The sequence below is a fragment of the Bacteroides sp. An279 genome (assembly GCF_002159615.1).
Classification (GTDB): domain Bacteria; phylum Bacteroidota; class Bacteroidia; order Bacteroidales; family Bacteroidaceae; genus Phocaeicola; species Phocaeicola intestinalis.
Map to the genome: position 1 here is coordinate 35,555 of NZ_NFJA01000009.1, position 23,287 is coordinate 58,841.

Here is a 23,287-nt window from a genome sequence, read left to right on the forward strand (position 1 = left end):
AATCATTTTACCCATGGCCTCTGTGGTGATATATGAATAGGATATTCTCCGGAAGTCCTTAAAATTTTCCACAAGCACTGCTATTGATTTCCACAAGAAGTTTGTAATTTTGCACACTAATTGAAAATAAGAATGGCGTTACAAACTGAAGTGTTATCCGAAATCCTGCGAACTTCGCCTTGCGTGGAACTGCTCCGCTTGCGCAACCGGCAACTGATTATCCTATTTCTTTTCAAAATGTTCTATCATAGGCAGACCGCCGTACCTTTCGAATCCTTACGCATGCAACTGGCCGACTACCTGAGCGCTGTACGACTAGAACAGGACGAAGAAAGCGGCATCACAGAATTCGATTCATTCGAGGAAAAGGCAGGCAAATACATCCAACGGTGGACCGACAAAGGATTCTTGCGCAACTATCAGGAAGAAACAGGCGAAGTATTTTACGAGCTATCACTCTATACCAGCAAAACCATCGACTGGCTGCTGAGCCTGAAACGTGAGGAATTCGTGGGCACGGAATCGAAATTCATGAATCTCTTCGGACAACTGAAGGAACTGGTAGAGTTTACCAACGAAGACAAGGAAGAGCGCATACGGATGCTGGAAGAGAAAAAGCGCGAGATAGAACACCAAATTCAGTCCATCCGTGCAGGAGGTGACGCACAGATATTCGAGGAATACCAGATATTGCCTCGCTTCAAGCAAATCAGCCAGTCGGCAAAAGAATTGCTTTCCGACTTCAAAGAGGTAGAAGAAAACTTTAAAAGCATTACCAAGGACATCTACCGCCGACATGCCGATGGAGCATATTCAAAAGGTGACATCCTGGGCTTTACCTTCGATGCCTTGGCAAACCTACAACAGAGTCCGCAAGGCAAAAGCTTTTATGCCTTTTGGGATTTCCTGCTGACCCCTTCATTACAACACACATGGGATGAACTGGTGGAACACCTCTACGACACGCTGGACGACAAGCGGTTGGAGGTGAACGACACCTTCCTGAAAAATATGAAGCAATACCTCTATTCCGCCGGGAAAAAAGTATATCAGGCAAATGACAAGATGGCAGAGAAACTAAGCCGCATCATCTGCGAAAACGGAACGATACCTACCATTGCCACCCAACGGGTGATAACCGACATCCAGTCGTCCCTGTTAGCATTGGCACAAAAAGGCATCACGCCCGATGTATCGCTGGAAGTAGAAACACTACCTGACATCAATATGCCTCTGGAACGGAAACTTACCTTGGAACGAAACGTAGAAGTCATCTATCGACAAGCATTGGAAATGGCAAGTTCGGACATCAGCGAAGCCCATTCGGCAGAGAACCTGTTCGTGCAAAACCGTATAGACCGACGCACATTGAAACAACACATTCAGCATGCCTTGCGACACAAGCGTCAGACTACATTAGGCGATGTCATCCAGGAAAATGGTGGCTTGCAGCAGGGCTTGTCGGAATTATTCGGCTACATCAGTGTAATACGCGATTTCCGGCATATCATCCATGCCGAGCGGACACAGACCGTAACGTTCGACGAAACACAGCACAAAGCAATTGTTATTCCCGAAATCATTGTCGTGCGATGAAGTGCATGTTTACAGAGGACACTGAGTATTTCAATTATTTCCTCTGTGGCAAGCCCAAACTCCAAAACCCAAGAACTTAAAACTCAAAAACGAATGAACTTAGAATCTTACATCTCCCCATACGCACGGGCAGTGGTCTGCCTGTTGAAAGGTCCGGTAAATACCACCGACCGATGCTGGAACGACCTGTTACATTACCAGACAGAAATCCAGAAATATATTTCACAAATCGGGCTGGAACTGATTGTAAAACGCGACGAAGGATTCGCTTACCTGAAACAGATGACCGACGAGAGTGGCAATACCCTGGGACTGGTGCCCCGCAAGCCGCTGGGGTTCGAATGTTCAGTGCTCGCCATCATCCTCCGCGAGGTGCTCGAAGAATTCGACAGCAACCTTGACGAGCTATATACCACCGCATGCTACATCACCGGCAAGGAACTGAAAGAACGCATCGAACTGTTCCTCCCCGAACGCTTCAACCGTGTCAAGCTCTTAAACGAACTTGACTCGTACATCGCCCGTATGGTGCAACTGGGGTTCCTGATAGAAAGAGAGCAAGAAGGGCGTACCTTTTATCAAATCCACCGCATTATCAAAGAAAAGGTCACACTCGACCAATTGGTAGAATTTAAAAAGAAACTCGAAAGCTATGTTGAATCTGTTTAGTACATCTTCGGATACGGCGGGGTTCCGCCTCGACTATATGGAAATCTATAACTGGGGCACATTCCACGAACGCATCTTCCGACTTGCCCCACAAGGCAACAATGCCTTGCTTACCGGAGCCAATGCTTCAGGCAAAAGCACCATCATCGATGCGTTGCTCACTTTACTGGTGCCAGCTAAGAAAGACCGTTTCTATAATCAGTCTTCGGGCGTGGAAAAGAAAGGGAACCGTACCGAAGAAACCTATGTACTGGGACATTACGGTAATATACAGAAGGAAGGCGAACGGGGAGTCACCACGCAAGCCTTGCGTGACAAAAGCGCCTACTCGGTGCTGCTCGCCTCGTTTTCGAATACAGACCAGCGGGTAGTTACCATCTTCCAGGTGCGCTGGTTCTCGGGTGGAGAACTGAGACGTAGTTTCGGGCTTGCCCATGTCCCCCTGGAAATACAAAAAGACTTTCAGCCCTTCGATGGCAAAGGTGTATGGCGGCGCAGGCTGGAGGCATCCTACAAAGGAGCACGCACGCTGGTTGAGTTCTTCGACGGACCAGTAGGCTATGCCGAGCGCATCACCCAACTGTTCGGTATGCGTTCGGTCAAGGCACTGAGCCTGTTCAACCAGATTGTGGGCGTGAAAGTGCTTGACGACCTCGATGAATTTATCCGCATCAATATGCTGGAAGAACACGATGCCGAATCCCAGTACCTACAACTGAAAGATAGTTTTACTACCCTGATAGACGCCAAAGTCAACATTGAGAAAGCACGCACCCAAATAGAGATGCTCCAGCCGATAGCCAGCCTGGCATCCCAAATAGAAAGTGCCGACGAACGGCTTCACCAGCTGATGACCGACAAAGACACAGCTGTCTATTGGTTTGCCAAACAACTGATAGACCTTGCCAAGGAGAAACTCGATGTGGCAATGAAGGAAAAAGAAAAACTGGAAACCGAAATCGCACACCTGCGCCAGCGTGAAGAAAAACTGAAGCAGGAAGAACGCACACTCTCGCTTGCCATCGAGAAAGACGAAGTCGGACGTAAACTGAAAGAATTGGAAACCGACATCGAACGCCTCTCAAAAGTGCGCAACGAGCGAATGGCATCAATGGACACTTACAACGAACTTGCCAGCAAATCCGGATTCTCACCCAACCCCGACGAAAAGACCTTCAATGCCCAGCGGGCTCAGGCTGCACAACAGATTGAAGAATGGACGGAAACCAAGGAAACATGTATCCGAAAACAAGTCCAGACAGAAAATGAACAAAAAAAACTGGCACAGCAGGTAGAAGAGCTGGTACACACAGTAGAAATGCTCCAGAAAAACAAGAACAACATTCCCTTACGCGAAACCGAAATCCGTGACGCCATTTTAGCGCATACAGGAGCTTCGAAAGAAGAAATTCCTTTCGTTGGCGAATTATGCCGGGTGGCTGAAGACGAAAAAGAATGGGAAATAGCACTGGAAAAAATCCTGCACCACTTCGCACTCCACCTTATTGTGCCCGACAAATATTACCATCAGGTCAACGAATACGTAAATACCACCAACTTGAAAGGACGGGTGATGTTCTACCGCTATACGCCCTCAGGTTCGCTTGCCGGTATGCAGACGTACCAGCTTTCCGCTGGCGAAGAAGGACAAGTCATCGACAAGATTGAAATCCGTCCCGATAGCGAATACGAAGAATGGGTGCGCGACATGATTCTGGAAAAATACAACTACACATGTGCCGATACACTGTCCGCATTCGAGCGTTACCGAGAAAAAGTGGTTACCCGCGAAGGACTGGTCAAATTTGCCGGCGAACGCCACGAGAAAGACGATCGTCCACACATCTTGCGCCGTGAGAATTTTGTCCTAGGCTGGGAGAATAAAGAAAAGATACGTCTCTTGCAACAAGAATTGCTCCAACTTCAGGAACAGGACGCCACGCTTGCACGAGAGATAGACCGCATCCGGCAAGAAGCTGCAGAAGGAGAAGCCCGGTGTGCCTTGCACCGCCGATTGGTAGACTTATTCCCTGACTTCAAGAAAATAGACTGGCAAAGCTTCGTAGGCGAAATCCAACGCAAACAGGAAGAAAAAGAAGCCTTGGAAAAAGGGAATGACCATCTGCACACCCTCCAGACACAACTGGAAAATGTACACGAAGAACAGCACCGCCTCTCGGTGACTGACATTCCGGAACACACCCGGAAAATGATTCATGCCGAATACCGCATCGAACAGTTGCAACGGGAAATAGACGAAAACCAACGGGTAATTTCGTCCATCCGGTCATTACTCTTCACTGATTTCGAAAAGAATTATGCCTACTTGTGCGAACTTTCTTACGACCAATTGAAACAAGAGCGCGGCAAGTTCCAGGCAAAGAACGAACGTGAGCGCAAAAAACTGGAAACGGAAAAACGCGGATACGAAGACGAGGCAAAAGTGAAAATTACCGCCTTCAAGCATCCCGATGAGGATATCCTCACTCGTTTTAAAGACTGGCGTGCCGATGTAGACACTTTGCCTGATGCCACTCATATCGAACTGATAGACGCCTACCGGCAAATGCTGGAAAGGCTGGAAAAAGAAAACCTGCCCAAGTACGAAAAGCAATTCGACGGCTATCTGCAAAAGACACTCACCGATAAAGTGGGCGAGTTCCGGATGTTCTTCATCAACTGGATGCATACCATCAAGAGCAACATCGATATGCTCAATGACTCATTGAAAGCCATCGATTACCGGATGCGTCCCGTTACCTACATCCAGCTTACCGCCCTTACACAAATCAGTGAAGAAGCCAGCGAGTTCAGACGGCTTATGGACGAAGCGGTTCCGAATGTACAGAAAATCAATGCCACATCCGACGGCAGGCGAATACACTTCTACGAACACGTAGAACCGTTTATGAGCCGTCTGGCAGACGAGGAATGGCGAGCCAAAGTTATGGACGTACGCTTCTGGTTCACCTACAAAGCAGAAGAATTCAACCGCCAGAACGGACACAAGGAAACCACCTATGAGAATATGGGACACCTTTCGGGAGGAGAAAAAGCGCAGCTGACGTATACCATCCTCGGTTCCGCCATTGCCTACCAGTTCGGACTTACCAAAAGTGGATTGCAAAGTGATTCGTTCCGGTTCGTGGCAATCGACGAGGCATTCAAGGCACAGGACGAAGACAAGGCACGCTACCTCATCACCCTGTGCAAGCAACTCCATCTCCAACTCCTTGTAGTGACGCCCAACGACAACATCCATATTGTGGAAAACGATATCTCGTACGTCTATTTCGTAGAACGCAAAGAGGAGAAAACCTCCTGGCTCTATAGCATGCCGATAGAACAATGGAAACGCGAGACCCACGAACAACCAAGTAGGACCTGAAACCGAACTACTGACATGAAGCCGCACCAAAATAAAAGTCTGCTTTCATTTTATCACTGCCAGCACAGTGAAGGATTTCGAAAACATAAACCGATGCATACGAAATCCTTCGCTATGCTCCTCCAGACATACTTTTTGATAGTTCAATCCTATTTCAGCACACCATCTTATCATACATTTCCTCCAGCATATAGGAAAAATGTATGAAAAAAATTCCGTTTTTGACAAATTGCATGTATGAAAATTTTGAATTTTCCATGATTACTTATATCTTTGTTATGTCTAACCAATTACTATGAATAATGGCAGACGGTATTACATGTAAAGAAAGATATTTTTCATGCGTTTATCTTTTACTTCCTGAATATTGTAAAAACAAAAAAGGAATTGTCTTTGCAGTGTTGCCTATGAGCCCTTGTGTTCTGTGACAACATCAACAAAAATGCACAAATCCATACCGCGCAGAGTATAATTGCAAAACATAACTGATAAAAGATAACAAAATGAAGATATGTCAATCTTTCCGGAATGAAGACATTCATACTTGTCTTTTCCTAAGGGAATAACGCAAACTCTCAAGAAACAAGACAAACCGGAAAACAGATTCCCATATCTTTTTTAATGTTTACCTATATTTTTGTTATACCTTAATTATATATGAAAACAATGCATATCGGTCAACTCATCAAACAAGAAATGGACAAACAAGGAAAAACAGTATCTTGGCTGGCCAGAGAATTGTCGTATTGCAGAACAAATGTATACAAAATATACGACAAGAAATCCATCGACACTGATTTGTTATTGCGCATTTCCATTTTATTAAAGCACGATTTCTTTGCCTGCTATTCGAATGAATTAAAGTAAAATGTCCCCAATATATAAACATATACACTTATTGGGGACACTTTTACTTCATTTTGTTAATATATATTTTTTTCTTTGTATATCTAAACAGTCAAACACACAAAATATGAACAACAAAGTAAAGCAAATTATATTGACAGGCATATGCATTTTCACCGGATTCGGCGGATATATCCAAGCACAACAAGTAGACTACTCCGTAGTTTCAGTTCCAGAAGAATCCAGTAACCAATTCATCCGTATCACATCAGATGCCGATTGTGTATGTATGCCCATCGTAAAACGGAACGGGAACAAACGCATTGACTGGCTCTCCAATCGCATATTAGACACTTCAACCGACGGGCAACATATCGCCTATCTTTCAGCACGCAACAACACGACCAACATCTTTATAAAAGATTTAAACAAACAAGGAGGTTCTGTACAACGAACCAATCGTTCGGCTGTGCTGGACTTTTCTTATTCACCCGATGGAAAATACATTTGTTTTTCAGAAACTCGCGGGGGAACAAACCAGATATTCCGCACCGATGCCAAAGAGGGATATGTGTGTCGGCAAATCACCAGTGGAAGTCAAGATTATTCCCCCGTTTATTCAACAAACATGACACAAATATTCTTTGCCAGACAAGAGCTGAAAAGTGTCAGTATCTGGAGTTATAATGTACAAAACAATTTCCTTTCAACATTCACCAGTGGCATGAATCCGTATCCTGTAAAATCAGAACAAGCATTTGTATGTACCCGTCCCAATGCAGCAGGAAAAAGCGAAATATGGAAAATAAATTATCATACAGGCACAGAGGAATGCATTATCTCTGACCCCGAACGAAGTTTCACTTCTCCAATAATTTCACCCGATGGGAAATGGCTGTTGTTTGTAGGAAGCAGCAAAATAACATCAGGGACATTCACTTATTTGAATACCGACATATTTGTAGCAAGAACAGACGGCACGGACATGACACAACTCACCTACCATGCCGCCGATGACCTCAGCCCCGTATGGAGCAGAGACGGGAAATACATCTATTTTATTTCCCAACGTGGAAGTACCTCAGGTACAGCCAATATCTGGCGAATGAACTTTAATTACTAATACCTTTTAAATTTATGTATCATGAAAAAGTTTAAGTTATTTGTGTTGTTGGCTTTTATAGGCTTGGCAACCAGTGCTTCTGCACAGTTCGTTAATTCAGGCACATCCAGTAGCACATCAAACAGCAGTTCATTTGATGTCACTTCCGTAAAGACTAGCGGATGGAATCGCATCTATGTATCGTACAATCCTTCAAAGTTGAAATTTGATTATGACGATGCGGATGATATAAAATTCAAAGGATTGACCGTTGGTTGGTTAAGAGGCTTCGGGCTTACCCAAAAGTTACCCTTGTACATGGAGGTAGGTGCAGGCGTTCAGTACAGAAGCTATAAGGACGAAGAATCTGATTCTTATGGCGGATATGAAGCCAGCTATTCTGACAAATACAACATGTTGTCGCTGAATATTCCTGTAAATTTATTGTATCGGTTCAACATCACAGATGATTTTTCTATCAGTCCTTATTTCGGATTGGATTTTCGCATTAATTTGCTTGGTAAAAACAAATACGAGATAAGTTATGACGGTAATACAGATTCGGAAGATTGGAATTTGTTTGACGATGACGATATGGACAACGAAGCTTGGGGACGCTTCCAAGCCGGCTGGCATCTTGGTGTAGGATTTGATTACCGTGTACTACATGTAGGAGTAGAATATGGAACCGACTTCAACGAGATAGCCGAAAAAACAAAATTCGCAACCACTTCCATTACATTGGGACTAAACTTCTGATAATAAACCAAACAAAGAGTAAGGTGTGCCAAATCCTATTTCGGCACACCTTCTTTAATCTTAATACTTATGAAAACAATTCGATTATTTTGGCTATTTACTGTTATGGCATTGATGGCAGTAAGCTGATCGGATGATGATAATGACCTTGAAAGTTCGATTGTAGGCGCATGGCAATCTGAAATTCATACTTCCCGCATATGGATATTTATGAGCGATAGACAGGTTGTTTCTGAAGATGAGTATGGCACTTACTATCTAAATGGAGACCGTTTGTATATTTCATGGACAGACGAATACGGTAATTATGAGGAAGCTTTTCTAATTGTTGAATTAACATCCGACACAATGATTCTTGACGAATTGGACGAAGAAGGGATAGCTCATGATGACCCGGAAACTTACCGACGAATAAATATGGGAAACAGGTAAAAAACAAACAACCCGCTATCTTCCTCATTACATCCCTTCCCAGCCTCCCCCCATAATGGAAGGTCGTGAAGGGTTCTCAAAAACATATTCCAAATCAGTACACAATAAATTCAAAACAGTTTCTGACATTTCTTTTTGCACACAAAATCTCACCCACAAGAAGCAAAAAGAAAACAAAACAAGGAATACTGAATCTTTTTACTTACATTAAATCTTTATTTGATTTCATTTCGTCCACAATTCATCAAAATATTTTTCATTTTGCAACACATTATATAGAAAATCCTTTCAATTTAAAACACAACAAGCTATTATGCTTAAAAAGTGCACTCATTCAGCTTAAAACAAAAACAAAAAGACATAAATTTGCAGTGTAATAAAACAAAAAGATGTTTATCCGGGATAACAACTGTAAATGTGTTAGTTTAAATGGTATGAATGATTAAATCAGGAAACTATGAAAGGATTACTTAAAAAAGGAGGAGCATGGATTGCAGTTGCAATACTATCTCCAGCAGTGCTGATGGCACAAGACAAAGTGGAAGCAAGTGTGGGAGCCGACCTGGTGAGCGGATATATCTGGCGCGGGCAAGATTTGGGGAATGTCAGCATCCAACCCTCGCTCTCCATCGCCTACAAAGGGTTCTCGCTCTCGGCTTGGGGGTCGGTAGGGTTCGAGAAGTCAGATACGAAAGAGTTCGACCTTACGCTGGGGTATGGCATCGGCGGGTTCAGCGTATCTGTAACGGACTATTGGTTCAACAACGGGCCGGCGTATTTCCATTACGGAGCACACGACACGAACCACACGTTCGAGGCGCAAGTGGGATATGATTTCGGCGTGCTTGCCGTAAACTGGTACACCAATTTCGCCGGCAATGTAGGGTATAATTCGGACGGCGACCGCGCGTATGCTTCATACATCGCCCTTTCGGCTCCTTTCCGTCTGGGCGGGCTTGACTGGGAAGCCACGGTAGGCGCCACGCCCTGGGAGAACGATTTCTACAACGGAGGCAAGAACGGATTTGCCGTGAGCGAGGTAGGCATTAAAGCCACCAAGGAACTGAAAATCACCGATTCGTGGACCCTTCCCGTCTTTGCGCAGGCGATATGGAACCCGGCAACAGAAGGCGCCTATTTCGTGGCAGGCTTAAGTTTTTGATAGGATAAACGAGAGGTAAAAGATTGAGGGATAACATTTCTGGCAAAGTACTAACTACAAAATACAAATACAAGATGAAAAAGATTGAAGCGATTATCCGGAGAACACGGTTCGACGATGTGAAACAAGCATTGCTGGATGCTGACATCGAGTGGTTCTCCTATTACGACGTGCGGGGCGTAGGAAAGACCCGCGAAGGCCGTATTTACCGCGGCGTGGTGTACGACACAAGCTCGATAGAGCGCATCCTGCTCTCCATCGTGGTGCGCGAAAAGAATGTAGAGAAAACCATCCAGGCGATACTGAAAGCCGCCCAGACGGGCGAGATAGGCGACGGGCGCATCTTCGTCATCCCGGTAGAGGACGCCATCCGCATCCGTACCGGCGAACGGGGGGACATTGCGCTCTATAACGCCGAACAAGAGAAATAAGCCACATAAGTCATACAAATACAATATCTAAACGAGATTTTATTATGGATACATATACAAAAGGCGGCAGATGCTGGATGAGGTATGCCGCGGCGATTCTTATGCTTTTGATTTCCACGCCTTCCCTGCTGGCACAGGAGGCAAGCGGAGCGGATATGCCCGCACTCGATTCGGGCAATACAGCGTGGATTCTGACCTCTTCCATCTTAGTGTTATTGATGAGCATTCCGGGCATTGCCCTGTTCTATGGCGGCTTGGTGCGCCAGAAGAATGTATTGAGTGTCATTATGCAAACCCTCTTCATCGTAGGCGTGGTCAGCATCTTATGGATAGCCTTCGGGTATAGCTGGGCGTTCGATACCAGCTTTGCCGAGTCTGGAAACCCGCTGGCGTGTGTGATAGGCGGATTCGACAAGGCGTTCCTCCACGGCATCACCCTGGATACGCTGACCGCGGGCAACATTCCCGAACTGGTATTCGTGATGTTCCAGTGCATGTTTGCCATCATCACCCCCGCGCTGATATTGGGTGCCTTTGCCGAACGTATCAAGTTTTCGGGCTATATCGTGTTCATCACGTTGTGGGTAATCCTTGCCTACTTCCCGATGGCACACTGGGTATGGGGCGGAGGCTTCCTGCAGCAAATGGGAGCCATCGACTTTGCCGGAGGTACGGTGGTGCACATCAATGCCGGGATTTCGGCATTAATCATGGCGATTATGCTGGGCAAGCGCATGGACTATAAGGTAGGGCATCCCATTACGCCGCATAACGTGACCTTCGTCTTCATGGGCACTTCGTTCCTGTGGCTGGGATGGTTCGGCTTCAATGCCGGAAGCGGGCTTGCCGCCGACGGGCTTGCCGCAAACGCCTTCCTCGTAACCCATGTGGCAACGGCTATGGCGGCTATCACGTGGATGGTCATCGACTGGCTCTGCAACAAGAAACCCACCACCATCGGCGCCTGTACGGGAGCCGTAGCCGGACTGGTGGCAATCACTCCGGCGGCAGGCACGGTAGACCTGCTGGGCGCGTTCTGCATCGGTATCATCACGCCGATAGTATGCTTCTTCATGGTAGCTGCGGTCAAGCCGAAATTCAAGTATGACGATGCACTCGATGCGTTCGGCGTACACGGCATAGGCGGTATCATCGGTTCTATCCTGACCGGTGTATTCGCTACCCGCTTCATCTCGGGCGAAGACGGCGTTCAAGGCGCTCTCTACGGCGACTGGCACCAGCTTTGGGTTCAGATTGTAGCAACCGTGGTATCTATCGTGTTCAGCGCGGTCATTACCTTCATCCTGTTCAAGATAGTAGACTCTACCATCGGGCTCCGCGTAGACAAGCGCGTAGAAGAAGAAGGGCTTGACATCTACGAACACGGCGAGTCGGCTTACAATCATTGATAGCTGACAAGGAGAATTGGTTTTAAGGGCACACAGAATTCCAAGGCTTCGCACAAGCCTCGGAGTTCTGTGTCCTCTGCATGCTTGGGAAAGCCCGTTCCCCTCATATTGTTATAGAATGTTTTTTTATGCCAAAGGGTGTGACAAACAAGAGAGGTACACGCGACATTTTTGGTACTTTTGCAGCGGTAAAAGAAAGGATAATTTATGGCTAGACAAAACTCACGTGTATTTATTTTAATCTTTTTGGGTATGCTTACCGCCTTCGGGCCGTTTGTCACCGATATGTATCTGCCTACTTTCCCCGAGATGGCAGATTTTTTTCACACATCTTCTTCGATGGTCCAACTGGGCTTGACCGCCAGCATGATAGGCCTGGCGGCGGGACAATTGTTCTTCGGACCGCTGAGCGACAAGTACGGGAGACGCCCGTTGCTGATTGCCGGCATGTTTCTGTTCCTGATTTCTACGCTGGGATGCGTATATTCGCAGACCGCCCTGCAGTTTGTAGGCTGGCGGCTGGTGCAGGGGATAGCCGGGGCAAGCGGGATTGTGATATCGCGCTCGATAGCCGCCGACAAATATGCCGGACGCGAACTGGCAAAGATGTTAGGCATCATAGGCGCCATCAACGGAGTGGCTCCGGTAGCTGCTCCGATGGGAGGAGGGATGCTGGCGGAAAGCATCGGCTGGCAAGGCATTTTCTGGTGCTTGTTCTGCATAGGCATCCTGCTTCTGGCAGGCAGCTTCCACCTGACCGAGTCACTTCCGGCAGCTAACCGGAGAAAAACAGACTGGGCAGATGTGTTCCGCGGTTTCGGCGCGGTCTTGCGTAACCGCCAGTACTTATGCTACATCCTGCAGTTCGGGTTTGCCCAGGGCGTGTTATTCGCCAACATATCGTCCGCCCCGTTTATCATGCAAGAACATTATGGCTTCTCGCCGATGACGTTCAGCGTATGCTTCGGCGCCAATGCGCTGGCAATTGTCTTCTCGGCGGCATTATCTGTCAGGTTCCGCCATCCGGAGCTGGTACTCTATCGCGGAAGCCAGGGCATGCTGGCCGTTTCCATCCTCCTGCTGGCAGCGATGGGTTCCTCGTGCAGCTTTTGGATTTACGAAACATTGTTGCTCTGCCTGTTGGTGATGCTGGGGCTGACATTCACATCGTCCAACACCTTAGCCATGAACGCCGAACGCCAACATGCCGGAACGGCATCCGCGGTATTGGGTGCGTTAGGCTTTGCTTTTGGCGGCATTGTTTCTCCGTTGGTGGGTATCGGCGACATCATGCTTTCTACGGGTATCGTATTTACCGCAAGCTCACTGGGGGCTTTCACATGTGCCCGTATCCCCATGCGCAGACTGATAAGACGTAAGGTTGCTGTAGCATGCGGCAAGTAATACCGAAAAAAATCGTACTGGATGACAAAAGTATCTGATTTTACGACAAAATAATAGGATAAAACGCAGAATAAAGCAAATTTGAGTATTCTCGCTGACAGTCAGAGAGTTTGACTTTGGATGGAACAAATTGGCATAAGGTCGGGAAAACGGATTTAGGCAGATTGCAGAAATAGATGCACTTCCAAATCATTACCCGACACCTGATGCACATTTAACACTAACGGTCTCTATTTCTGCGTTCTGCGTAGGTTTACATTCTGCCTTTACAACTCCCGTAAACTAATTTTGCACCAAACAAAAAGCAAGGATTATGAGGAGTACATTCAAGACCGTTTTTTATGTAAACGGAAGCAAAGAGAAGAACGGAATTGTCCCCATCATGGGACGGGTTACAATCAACGGGACTATCGCACAGTTCAGTTGCAAACAGAGCATCTCAAAAGAACTTTGGGATGGGGCGAAAGGCAAGAGCCGAGAGGCGGTGGCGGTCAATTATGCCCTTGACAACATCAAGGCGCAGATAACGAAGCACTACCAGCGGCTTTCCGACCGTGAGGCGTTTGTCACGGCAGAAATGGTACGCAATGCCTATCAAGGTGTAGGCACGGAGTATGAAACATTGTTGCGTGCCTTTGATAAGGAGAACGAGGCATTCGCCAAACGGGTGGGCAAAGACCGTTCCAAACGCACATATCTGAAATATGTCATTGTCAGGAGATATGTTGCGGAGTTTATCAAGAAGAAATACAAGCGGACGGACATAGCGATGAACGAACTGACCGAGGACTTCATCCGTGACTACTGCCTGTACCTGCGCAACGAAGTCGGGCTGGAACAATCATCCGTGTGTGTATACTCCATACCGTTGAAACACATCGTCACCGCAGCCCACTATAACGGGAAGATAGCGAGAAACCCGTTTGCGATGTACCATCTTGACCCTAACCACAAGGAGCGTGGCTTTCTCACGGAGGATGAAATTCAGGCGTTGAGTGCAATCAAGCTGGACAATCCCAACTTTGCATTGGCAAGAGACCTGTTCCTGTTCGGTTGTTGGACGGGAATCTCGTTCACGGACATCAAGAACCTGACCACCGACAACATCATTGAAATGAATGGTGCATCGTGGATTGTGTCGAAACGCCAAAAGACGGGCGTACCGTTCCAAATCAAGTTGATGGACATCCCGATGCAGATTATCAAGCGGCATGAAGCGTTCAGGACTGACAAGCGGCTGTTCAATATCGGCTCGCTTGACATGGTGAACAAGCGCATCAAGAAAATAGCTAAAAGATGCGGTATAGAAAAGACGGTTTCATTCCATCTGAGCCGCCATTCATTCGCTGTTTTGGCATTGAATTACGGTATGCCGATAGAGAGCGTGAGCAAGATTTTAGGACATACCAATATCACCACCACGCAAATTTACGCGAAAGTGACGAACAAAAAACTTGAAAACGACATATCCGATTTCGAGAGCAAGGTAAGCGGACGTTTCGCCATATAAACGCACAGGGTATGAAACGGACAACAATCACGATGGACGAGTACGGCAGGGTTGCTGTACCGTCCGATGCCGCCAGCGTATGGATGAGCGAAATGGAACTGGTGGAACTTTTCAATGTAATCGTTCCTACACTCCGTGCCACCGTCCGATCCGTGTATAAGAGCGGAGTGTTGAAATCTTGCGAGGTGGAAACGCGTATCAGGCTGCCTAATGGCTATTATGCGGAAGCGTATGCCCTGCCAATGGTCGTTGCACTTGCCTTCCATATCAACACACCCAATGCCGCAAGGGTGCGCAATGCCCTTTTGGAAAGGATGTGCTTGCGAAAAGACAGACAAATGCTGTGGCTTTCGTTAAGCGACAGACAGCCATGTAAATGTTAATGGGTGCGATTATTCGTCAATATATCCATTCGTCAATACGCCTGTGTGGTTACACATCCATACCACTATCATATCAGTCCGAAGAAGTGCGGTTTTGCTTCTTCGGGCTTTTTCTTTTCACCTTTTGATGGCTGGCATTGCCCGTTTCGCTGCATTTTCTTGTTTGTCGGTTTCTTTTGCGCCGTTCTGCATAGTTTTACGTATCAAGGTTTTAACCGTCATGCCGTAGCTTTGCAGCCATGTTTAATCCGCCTGCCGACAGGGTGTCGGCGGCACTAAAACCTATATTTGAAACATGGAAAAGAAAGAAACATTCATCCGAGTAGGCACAACGCTTTACAAGATTGTGGACCAGCCCCGCATTGACGGCGGCTATGTGAGAAAGCGCATCGCATGGAACTCCGAGACCCTGCGGCAGGACTACGGCAAGGATTACATGGCAAGTGTCCCGAAGTATGACGGCTTCTGCACCGTACCCGACCATGTGGGCTACCAGCCCGTTGTCGGCAAGTTCCTCAACCTCTACGAGCCGATAAACCACCAGCCGCAGGAGGGCGACTTTCCCTGCATCCGCTCGTTGGTGGAACACATCTTCGGCGAACAGTACGAGTTGGGCATGGACTACTTGCAGCTGCTCTACCTCTATCCCGTTCAGAAACTCCCCATCCTCCTGCTCGTGTCCGAAGAACGGAATACGGGCAAAAGTACGTTCCTGAACTTCCTGAAAGCCGTATTCCAAAACAACGTGACGTTCAATACCAACGAGGACTTCCGCAGCCAGTTCAATTCCGACTGGGCTGGCAAGCTGCTCATCATGGTGGACGAGGTATTGCTCAACCGCCGTGAGGACAGCGAGCGTTTGAAGAATCTCAGTACCACGCTTTCCTACAAGGTAGAGGCGAAAGGAAAAGACCGTGACGAGATAGGCTTCTTCGCAAAGTTCGTGTTGTGTTCCAACAACGAGCATCTGCCCGTCATCATTGACATTGGCGAGACACGCTATTGGGTGCGGAAAATTGTGCCGCTCAAGAATGACGATACAGACTTCCTGCAAAAGCTGAAAGCGGAAATCCCAGCTTTTCTCCATTTCCTGCAACACAGGCAACTCTCCACCGAGAAAGAAAGCCGCATGTGGTTCAACCCGAAGCAGCTGGAAACAGATGCCTTGCGGAAGATTATCCGAAGCAACCGCAACCGTTTGGAGATAGAGATGGCGGAACTGCTGCTCGACATCATGGCAAGCACGGGTGTCAGTTCTGTTTCTTTTTGCCTCAATGACATTATCCCGTTGCTTGTCTGCTCGCAAGTCAAGGTGGAGAAGTCGCAGGTTCGGAAAGTGGTGCAGGAATGCTGGAAGCTGGCTCCTGTATCCAATTCGCTTTCTTACACCACCTACCAATACGATTACAACCACGAATGTCACTATTCACCTGTCAGACGGATTGGACGCTACTATACGGTAAGCAAAGTGCAGTTGGAAACACTCTGATATTTTGATGAAATGATGAAAGTATATGTAAACATAAAAAATAACAGCGACTTACATGCTCATCAAACCCTCAACAAAAGTATTTGGCTGATGAAAAGAGAAAGCGGATGCAGCCTCACACATCACTTTTCTTTTGGCGAGCGGTTTGATGAAACGCTGATGAAAGGTTATTGCATTAGTTGTCAGTATATTAGACTATCCAATCATCAATTCATCGGATTTTCACCCCTCATCAAGTCCGCCGGGAAAGCAACAAAGGTGAATATCGCCATCCGTAGGCTGGTCGGACGGACTTCCGTCCTGCTGACCGACAAGGGAAAGCCGATGTCGCTGGCGAAAAGAAAAAGCAACCAATGTCCGCCAACATCACCGCTGACACCACCGCAGGCTTTTGGGAAACAAAAAGCCATAGCTCATTAGGGCGTTTTCTTCACGCACCGCTTCGCTCATGCTAAAAACACCCTGATGAGCCAATGGGGTTGCACCCCTCTGGACACCCCCGTTTGTCCTGTGCGGCATGACCGCAGGCGGACGAACATTGACAAACAAGTTTGTAGAACCTCAAAAACAAGAAACGAACATGGGATACATAAGCATTCAAATCAACAAGGCGAAAGGGTCGGCTGACACGGGCGCATCCGACCACATAGAACGCAAGACCACGCCCAAGAACACAGACCCCACACGCACCCATCTCAACCGTGAACTGGTGCAATTCCCCGATGGCGTGGCAGACCGTACCGAAGCGATAAGCCACCGCATCCGCACGGCTGGCATCAGGCGTAAGATAACGTCCGACCAAGTGAGGGCAATCCGCATCGTGCTTTCAGGTACGCATGAGGATATGGTGAAAGTACAAGACGAGGGTAGACTATCCGAATGGTGCGATGACAACCTGCAATGGCTGCACCGCACGTTCGGCAGGGAGAACACCGTTTCGGCAGTGCTGCACATGGACGAACACACTCCACATATCCATGCCACGGTCGTTCCGATAGTGACGGGAGAGCGCAGGAAAGCGAGGAAGAAGCAAGCGGAGGGCAAACGCACCTACCGCAAGAAAGCCAACGCCGTGCGCCTGTGCGCAGATGACCTCTTGACCCGTGAACGGCTTGTTGCCTACCACGATAGCTATGCTGAAGCGATGGCAAAGTACGGCTTGCATCGTGGCATACGTGGGTCAGAGGCACGGCATACCACCACAGCCCAATACTACCGTGACTTGAAACGGCAGACGGGAGAGCTTGAAACCAACGTAAGGCAGTTGCAGACCGAACAGAAACAAGCGGAACGGCTGCTTGCCGAAGTCAGGAAGGAAATCAAGTCGGAGAAGCTGGAAGCCGCCAAGACCGAAGCGAAAACGGCACTTGTGGCAAAGGTCGGTTCTCTTTTGGGAAGCGGCAAGCTGAAAGAACTTGAAGCCGACAACCGCACCCTGCAAAATGAGGTTGCAGCCCGTGACGAAAGCATCGAGTTGTTGCAACAACAGATGCAGCGGCAGCAGGATGAACACAGCCGTCAACTGATGGAACTGCAAGCCAAGCACCGCAGAGAAATGGCGGACAAGGAAGCGGAACACCAAAGGGAAGTGTCATTCCTGAAATCCATCATCCAAAAAGCCAAGAAATGGTTTCCGCTGTTCCAAGAGTTGGTGTACATGGAGAAATTCTGCCTTAAAGTCGGCTTCAACGAGCGGCAGACCGCCACGCTCATCAGCGGCAAGCCGTTGTTCTATGAGGGCGAACTCTATTCGGAGGAGCACAGGCGGAAGTTCACGACCGAGGAAGCAGGCTTCCAAGTGGTGAAAGACCCGAAAGACAAATCCAAACTTGCGCTTGCCATCAATGGGCAACTGATTGGCGAATGGTTCAAGGAACAGTTTGGCAGGCTGTTCTCATCCATTAAAAGGACTGTTAAGCCGCTTAGGAGAGACAAGGGCATGAGATTATAAACGATGCCAACGGGAGGGTAGCAAGTTTGTGTTTGGGGCAGACCAAAACCGCTTGCTATCCTCCCATTGGTTAAATTCAAAATCGGACAGGAAACATCCTCTACTCAAAAATCTATAAGTTTTCTTGTTAAGTTTGGTTATTCATATTTGTCTTGGATGAAGTGCGTCCGCATTCTCGGTTCATATTCCGGCTTGCGAACGCCGTTCTTCCGTCCGCTTTCAATGCACTTTAGCAACCACGCCATATTTTGCCCCAAGATGCGCATGGTCTGCAAGCCTTCCTTGTCCTTGCGCACATCGTCGGGTGTGAAGCCGTGTACCGAGTTCCAGTATTGCGATGCTACGATAGGCATATTCGCAATAGTGAAATATTGATTCAATTGCTCGAAGGTGGCAGAGGCTCCACCACGGCGGCACGATACTACTGATGCGCCGAGCTTGCCCGCCATGCGGTTCTCCGTGGCGAAGAACAGGCGGTTCAGGAACGAAACGAGTTGCCCCGTTGGTGCACTGTAATAAACCGGAGAACCGATGACGATGGCATCAAATTCATCCAGCCGTTTCTGTATCTCTTGCACGAGGTCGTCGCGGAAACAATGTCCTGTATTCATGCAGGCTCCACAGGCGATGCAGCCCGCTATGGGCTTCTTGCCTAAATACAGCAATTCCGTCTCAATGCCGTTTGCCTGCAAGGTGGTTTCCACTTCGTGCAGGGCGGTATAGGTGCAGCCCGTTTGATTCGGGCTGCCATTAATCAACAATACCTTCATACGTTCAGAATTTATGCGCCAGTTCAGCCGCTTGCTTGCAGCCGTCCGTCTTGTTGATGTCACCTTCGTTCAATACTCCGGTAATAAGCACTTCGCCAGCCATCTCCCATTTCAGCAGAGCGGCAGAACGTTCCAGCGGCATACGGATGCCGTCCATTACCGTCACGTCGTTTTCTTCGCAGCAGGCTATCAGTCCGCATTTCTTTCCGGCGATATCCTTTCTGCCCACCACGAATGAAAACAGGCGGTCAATCACACCCTTTATCTGTGCCGGGATGGAATACCAGTAGGTTGGCATGGTGAATACAACAGCATCGGCTTCCATAATGGCAGGTGCGATAAGGTTGAAATCGTCGTCGAACGAACAAGCCTTGCCCGTCTTGAAGCAGGTCTGGCAGGCACGGCAACCGCCTATCTTCATCAGTGCGGCATCAAATCGTCGCACCGTGTGGCCGAGTGTCTCCGCTTCCCTGATAAATGCGTCCGTCATGGCAAAGCTGTTGCCATGCTTGCGTGGACTTCCCGTAATAACTGTTATCTTCATGACGCTTCCTCCTTACTTTTGAATGGTATTCGAATTCTGATTGTACGCCTTCGCCACGCACCGCCACTCGCCGTCCATCTTCATCAGCAGCAGGTAGTCGGTGAAGTCGATACGGCCTCCCCATTTCTCTTCCAGCACGCGCACCACGGCGAGGGTCTCTTCTACGTCCACCACGTCGATGCGTGCCTTGAAGTCATCGCCTGCGCCTACGGTGTCCACATTGTGGTAGAACTGCTCGATGCTGCCGTGCTCCAGCTTCCCGTCCAAGTAGCCGAATAAGACGGCTTCGTCAATAAACAATTCGCGGGCATACTTGCTGTTGCCTTCTGCCACACTTTTCACAAACTTCATGGCAGCTTCTTCCACTGCCTTGTACTCTTCGATATTTGCTCTCATGATGCTAATGTTTAATTGATTATCTTGTTTTGATGCTACAAAGGTAGGTGATTCCTCCAGTTTGCACAAGTACCGAAAAATTATTCATATACTGAAAAATTATTCGGTATATACCCGTTACGATATATTATCCTTACCTTTGCAGGCGTAACATTCAATAAAGATAAAACCATGTACGAAAGAAAGATACCCGTAGATTTGGACTGTCCCTTGCGGCTGACCATGAGCCTGATTGATTCCAAGTGGAAGTCATGCATCTTGGACGAACTGCGCCACCGTGCCCTGCGTCCCAGTGAATTGCACAAGATATTTCCCGAAGCCACGCCTCGTGTGCTCGACTTGCAACTGAAGGAACTGGTAGAGGACGGGCTCGTATCGAAGACCATCTACCCTGAACTGCCTCCTCGTTCGGAGTATGCTATCACTCCGTTGGGGATGACGCTTATTCCCATCATCGATGCTATGATTGCATGGGGAGAGAAGAATACAGAATTATTTGAAAAGAAATATGGGAAACGGTAATAGAATTTGGTTGCTTTTCCGTATCTTTGCGCTAAGACAAGAGTTGTTTGACAGAAATTTACCGCATATTGCAGAATTTGTGACTGTTTCCAAGTCATTACCTCGTTTTTTGAGAAATGCTTATAAGTAGCTTATTTTTAATATATTCCTATTTCAATATCGTTTTTTACGACAAAAGAAACGCGGAGAGCTTGTTGGTTGTATGCTCTCCGCGTTTTTTTACGTGACAATCCTCCTTACGAGAATGTGGATAATTTTCAGAATTGGTATCCTGTCCATCCGAAGAGGTCGGCAGAAGCTCCGGTATTGCCATCGGCTACGGTAACCTCACCTGTTCCGTGTATTTCATCGCCTGTAAGCGTCGAAGTCAATTCATTGGTTACAGAGATAGTTGTAGTCGCCTGTGCATCGCCCTTGCTATCGGTCAAGTCAACCAAGTCATCTACCGCACCCGTACCGATGACCAACGCATTGGTAATGGTAGCCTTCGCACCCCGGCGAATCTTGATAGCGTCTACCATTTCGGCTGCTTCAGACAAGTTTTCGATAGTCATGTTCTCGATGGTGAAGTCGGATTGCGGAGCGTGGTCTGCACCGTTTCCGTCCAGATTTCCGTCAGCTTCTACACCACGCGGGTCTTCTTCGGTGCTGGTGAATCCGGCTTCCCAACGTCCGTAGCAGTCCTTCAGCGTACCGCAATAGCCTTGAGTGAAGTCGAACATATCGTCATCGCAGTTTACGGCAAGCAGTCCGGTTACGTTTACCGAGCCTCCGAAGAATTCGATGGCATCATCGGCACCGTCAGCAATATAAATGTTTTCAATCACCGTTCCGTTTCCTACTGCATTCAGTGTAAGTCCGTTGTGCTCGATATCGGCACTCGAACGCGCTCCGGTATAAAGCAGCTTGACATAACGCAATACGCCCGAATTGTCGGCATTGTCATCGCCTCCGTAGGGTTGGTTGTTATCAATCTCGGTAGCACCTTCGGTTACAGTTCCCTCTACGCCTGAGATACGGGCATAACCGTTGATAATCAATCCTCCCCAGTAACCCGGTCCGGCATTGGCTTCATCTTCTGCCGTAAAGGTGATGGGAGCCTCAGCAGTTCCTTCTGCCATAATCTTACCGCCACGTTCTACCAGCAAGTAATTGCCAAAACCTTCTTTTGCCTTGATGGTCAATCCGGCAGGGATGGTCAGCGTAGCACCTTCTTTCACTACTACAGCACCTTCGAGTGTATATTCAGTATTTGCATCGAGAGTCATATCCGAAGCGATATCGCCTGAAAGGGTTGCCGTAGCAGGTTCCGGAGCTTCGGTTTCGCCCGGGAACTGATAGCCTGTCCATGACAGTGCACTGGTATTGGCACCCGTATTTCCAGCTTCGATAACCACACCTTCGTATGTGCCTTCAGCGTTCAGGTCACCATCGGTAGTAACAGATTCCAACTGGTTGGTTACGCTCATTTCAGTACCTTCACCTGCACCGCCTTTGCCATCGTTCAGGTCAATCAAGTTCTCAACAGCACCTGTACCCATTACCAAAGCGTTGGTGATGTGTGCCGTAGCGCCACGGCGAACTTTTATCGCATCCTGCATAGCCTGGCTTGCAGAGAAGTTGGCAATGGTCATATTTTCTACCTTAAAGTCTGATTGCGGCGTATGGTCGGCACCGTTTCCGTCCAAGTTACCATCGGCTTCGATACCGCGCGGGTCTTCTTCGGTGCTGGTGAAACCTTCTTCCCAAATGCCGTAGCAGTTAGACAAGGTACCGGAATACCCCTGAGTAAAGTCGAACATATCGTCATCACAGTTTACAGCAAGCAAATTGCTTACATTTACTGTACCTCCGAAGAACTCGATAGCATCGTCGGCACCTTCTACAATATATACATTGTTAATGGTAGTACCGTTACCTACACCGTTCAAGGTCAAACCGTTGTGCTCGATGTCTGCACTTGAGCGCGCTCCGGTGTACCACAATTCGATGTATTGCAATGTTCCGCTATTGTCGGCAGCATTGCTTCCTCCGTAAGCCATGTTGTTGTCCACCTCGGTAGCACCGGTAGCGGTACTTCCTGCAGGACCTGAAATAGGAGCCTTACCATTGATAATCAAACCGCCCCAATAGCCCGGCTCAGCCTTGCTTTCATCGTCTACCGTAAACACGATGGGAGCCTGTGCCGTACCTTGGGCATTGATGCGTCCGCCCTGTGCCACGATGATGTATTTGTCGAAGCCCTGTTGTGCCTTGATGGTAGTTCCGGCAGGAATTTCAAGAACAGCGCCATCGGGTACAGTCAGCGTACCAGTCAAAAGATATTCCGTATTGGCATCCAAGGTCATCGTTCCTTCCACATTACCCGAAAGCTCAACGGTTTCTGTAGGTTCTTCACCTCCGCCTTGGTCTCCGCCTTGAGGATCGTCATCGTCACTACAAGAAGTCAGTGATACACTGCTTGCCAATGCGGCAAACAACATCGCATTTAAGAAAAACTTTTTCATTGTTCGATAATTTGGTT

At 47.9% G+C, this 23,287-nt stretch carries 20 protein-coding genes and 2 pseudogenes; 17 read left to right on the forward strand and 5 right to left on the reverse strand.

Annotation, left to right across the window (positions count from 1 at the left end):
* The first annotated feature begins 132 nt into the window (after nt 1-132).
* The 16 genes from B5F78_RS03085 to mobV all read left to right on the forward strand — a co-directional run bounded on the left by B5F78_RS03085 (nt 133) and on the right by mobV (nt 18,531).
* Nucleotides 133-1,596, forward strand: coding sequence for a DUF3375 domain-containing protein (locus tag B5F78_RS03085; protein WP_022040771.1), 1,464 nt, complete (start codon nt 133-135; stop codon nt 1,594-1,596).
* A gap of 93 nt (nt 1,597-1,689) precedes the next feature.
* Nucleotides 1,690-2,265, forward strand: a complete 576-nt coding sequence (locus tag B5F78_RS03090; protein WP_022040772.1) for a DUF4194 domain-containing protein — start codon at nt 1,690-1,692, stop codon at nt 2,263-2,265.
* Nucleotides 2,249-5,653, forward strand: a complete 3,405-nt coding sequence (locus tag B5F78_RS03095; RefSeq protein WP_022040773.1) for an ATP-binding protein — start codon at nt 2,249-2,251, stop codon at nt 5,651-5,653. Before B5F78_RS03090 ends, B5F78_RS03095 begins: the two co-directional genes overlap by 17 nt.
* Nucleotides 5,654-6,310: 657 nt before the next feature.
* Nucleotides 6,311-6,520 carry an XRE family transcriptional regulator gene (locus B5F78_RS03100; protein WP_191763348.1) on the forward strand — a complete coding sequence of 70 codons (210 nt, stop codon included), beginning with the start codon at nt 6,311-6,313 and terminating at the stop codon, nt 6,518-6,520.
* A 106-nt stretch (nt 6,521-6,626) separates the two neighbouring features.
* Nucleotides 6,627-7,622: a TolB family protein gene (locus B5F78_RS03105; RefSeq protein ID WP_022040776.1), complete on the forward strand. Its 996-nt coding sequence runs from the start codon at nt 6,627-6,629 to the stop codon at nt 7,620-7,622.
* Nucleotides 7,623-7,643: 21 nt separating this feature from the next.
* Nucleotides 7,644-8,360: an outer membrane beta-barrel protein gene (locus B5F78_RS03110; RefSeq protein WP_022040777.1), complete on the forward strand. Its 717-nt coding sequence runs from the start codon at nt 7,644-7,646 to the stop codon at nt 8,358-8,360.
* A gap of 210 nt (nt 8,361-8,570) precedes the next feature.
* Nucleotides 8,571-8,792: a lipocalin family protein gene (locus B5F78_RS03115; protein WP_087405974.1), complete on the forward strand. Its 222-nt coding sequence runs from the start codon at nt 8,571-8,573 to the stop codon at nt 8,790-8,792.
* 457 nt (nt 8,793-9,249) lie between these two features.
* Nucleotides 9,250-9,954 carry a hypothetical protein gene (locus B5F78_RS03120; RefSeq protein ID WP_022040779.1) on the forward strand — a complete coding sequence of 235 codons (705 nt, stop codon included), beginning with the start codon at nt 9,250-9,252 and terminating at the stop codon, nt 9,952-9,954.
* 74 nt (nt 9,955-10,028) lie between these two features.
* Entirely contained in the window at nt 10,029-10,385 is a 357-nt protein-coding gene (locus B5F78_RS03125; protein WP_013618448.1) for a P-II family nitrogen regulator, read from the forward strand.
* Between the two features lie 44 nt (nt 10,386-10,429).
* Entirely contained in the window at nt 10,430-11,794 is a 1,365-nt protein-coding gene (locus B5F78_RS03130; RefSeq protein WP_013618447.1) for an ammonium transporter, read from the forward strand.
* Between the two features lie 207 nt (nt 11,795-12,001).
* A complete protein-coding gene (locus tag B5F78_RS03135) occupies nt 12,002-13,198 on the forward strand; it encodes a multidrug effflux MFS transporter (RefSeq protein WP_087405975.1) in 1,197 nt (398 codons plus the stop codon).
* Nucleotides 13,199-13,511: 313 nt separating this feature from the next.
* Nucleotides 13,512-14,708 (forward strand): site-specific integrase, encoded by a 1,197-nt coding sequence (locus B5F78_RS03140; RefSeq protein ID WP_087405976.1) that lies wholly within the window; start codon nt 13,512-13,514, stop codon nt 14,706-14,708.
* Between the two features lie 11 nt (nt 14,709-14,719).
* Nucleotides 14,720-15,091: a hypothetical protein gene (locus B5F78_RS03145; RefSeq protein WP_072530733.1), complete on the forward strand. Its 372-nt coding sequence runs from the start codon at nt 14,720-14,722 to the stop codon at nt 15,089-15,091.
* A gap of 295 nt (nt 15,092-15,386) precedes the next feature.
* A complete protein-coding gene (locus tag B5F78_RS03150) occupies nt 15,387-16,580 on the forward strand; it encodes a primase-helicase family protein (protein ID WP_072530732.1) in 1,194 nt (397 codons plus the stop codon).
* A gap of 90 nt (nt 16,581-16,670) precedes the next feature.
* Nucleotides 16,671-17,000: a hypothetical protein gene (locus B5F78_RS03155; protein WP_140400013.1), complete on the forward strand. Its 330-nt coding sequence runs from the start codon at nt 16,671-16,673 to the stop codon at nt 16,998-17,000.
* Between the two features lie 160 nt (nt 17,001-17,160).
* A complete protein-coding gene (gene mobV, locus B5F78_RS03160) occupies nt 17,161-18,531 on the forward strand; it encodes a MobV family relaxase (RefSeq protein WP_087207703.1) in 1,371 nt (456 codons plus the stop codon).
* Between the two features lie 137 nt (nt 18,532-18,668).
* Here the strand turns inward: mobV and B5F78_RS03165 are convergent, their stop codons facing one another.
* The 3 genes from B5F78_RS03165 to B5F78_RS03175 are packed head-to-tail and all read right to left on the reverse strand — an operon-like array spanning nt 18,669 to nt 20,241.
* Nucleotides 18,669-19,301: a flavodoxin family protein gene (locus B5F78_RS03165; protein WP_021928855.1), complete on the reverse strand. Its 633-nt coding sequence runs from the start codon at nt 19,299-19,301 to the stop codon at nt 18,669-18,671.
* A gap of 4 nt (nt 19,302-19,305) precedes the next feature.
* Nucleotides 19,306-19,845 (reverse strand): flavodoxin family protein, encoded by a 540-nt coding sequence (locus B5F78_RS03170; protein WP_087405978.1) that lies wholly within the window; start codon nt 19,843-19,845, stop codon nt 19,306-19,308.
* 12 nt (nt 19,846-19,857) lie between these two features.
* Nucleotides 19,858-20,241, reverse strand: a complete 384-nt coding sequence (locus tag B5F78_RS03175; protein WP_021928857.1) for a nuclear transport factor 2 family protein — start codon at nt 20,239-20,241, stop codon at nt 19,858-19,860.
* A gap of 171 nt (nt 20,242-20,412) precedes the next feature.
* Between B5F78_RS03175 and B5F78_RS03180 the strand changes: the two genes are divergently transcribed.
* Entirely contained in the window at nt 20,413-20,763 is a 351-nt protein-coding gene (locus B5F78_RS03180; RefSeq protein ID WP_021928858.1) for a winged helix-turn-helix transcriptional regulator, read from the forward strand.
* A gap of 257 nt (nt 20,764-21,020) precedes the next feature.
* Here B5F78_RS03180 and B5F78_RS17750 read toward each other — a convergent pair.
* Both B5F78_RS17750 and B5F78_RS03185 read right to left on the reverse strand, forming a co-directional pair.
* Nucleotides 21,021-22,055, reverse strand: a pseudogene (locus B5F78_RS17750) (hypothetical protein); the annotation flags it as partial.
* Between the two features lie 39 nt (nt 22,056-22,094).
* Nucleotides 22,095-23,270, reverse strand: a pseudogene (locus B5F78_RS03185) (hypothetical protein); the annotation flags it as partial.
* Between the last annotated feature and the right edge of the window lie 17 nt (nt 23,271-23,287).